Annotated in this window: 1 pseudogene; it reads right to left on the bottom strand. The window is 38.3% G+C overall.

Features of this window, described 5'->3' with window-relative positions:
• Positions 1 to 167 precede the first annotated feature (167 nt).
• Positions 168 to 397: pseudogene (locus tag J7R10_RS09315) on the bottom strand (hypothetical protein); the annotation flags it as partial.

Genomic DNA, 397 nt, shown 5'->3' on the forward strand with positions numbered 1-397 from the left:
ATTTCTTAGTTCTCCGAGTGGAAATGGCATTAACCCCGAAACACAAGTTGTTGATTTAGTGTCTAGTATGAGAGTCGATAATGGGAGAGGCATAAAAAAAACAGCTAGGCTTTGTAGAGACTTACAAACGATATACAATATGATGAAACCGTAATAGAGATTGTCATTTAACGATCAAAATGCTTCTGAAGCGCATTAAGAGCGATACGCAATGAATTCACAAGATGTGGTAGCATTTGATCTTCTATAACGAGGTACTGTAGTGCTGCATAAAGATTATACTGTCTATAGAGCTGTTGCGCTTCTTTTAGTGCCTCTTGCACGGCTTGATAATGATTTGTTGCTTTTTGAACCCACCGTTCAAGACTATTGGGGTCTGAATTTGTAGACACATCAT

This window comes from Bartonella vinsonii subsp. berkhoffii ATCC 51672 (assembly GCF_902825225.1).
Taxonomy (GTDB): Bacteria; Pseudomonadota; Alphaproteobacteria; order Rhizobiales; family Rhizobiaceae; genus Bartonella; species Bartonella berkhoffii.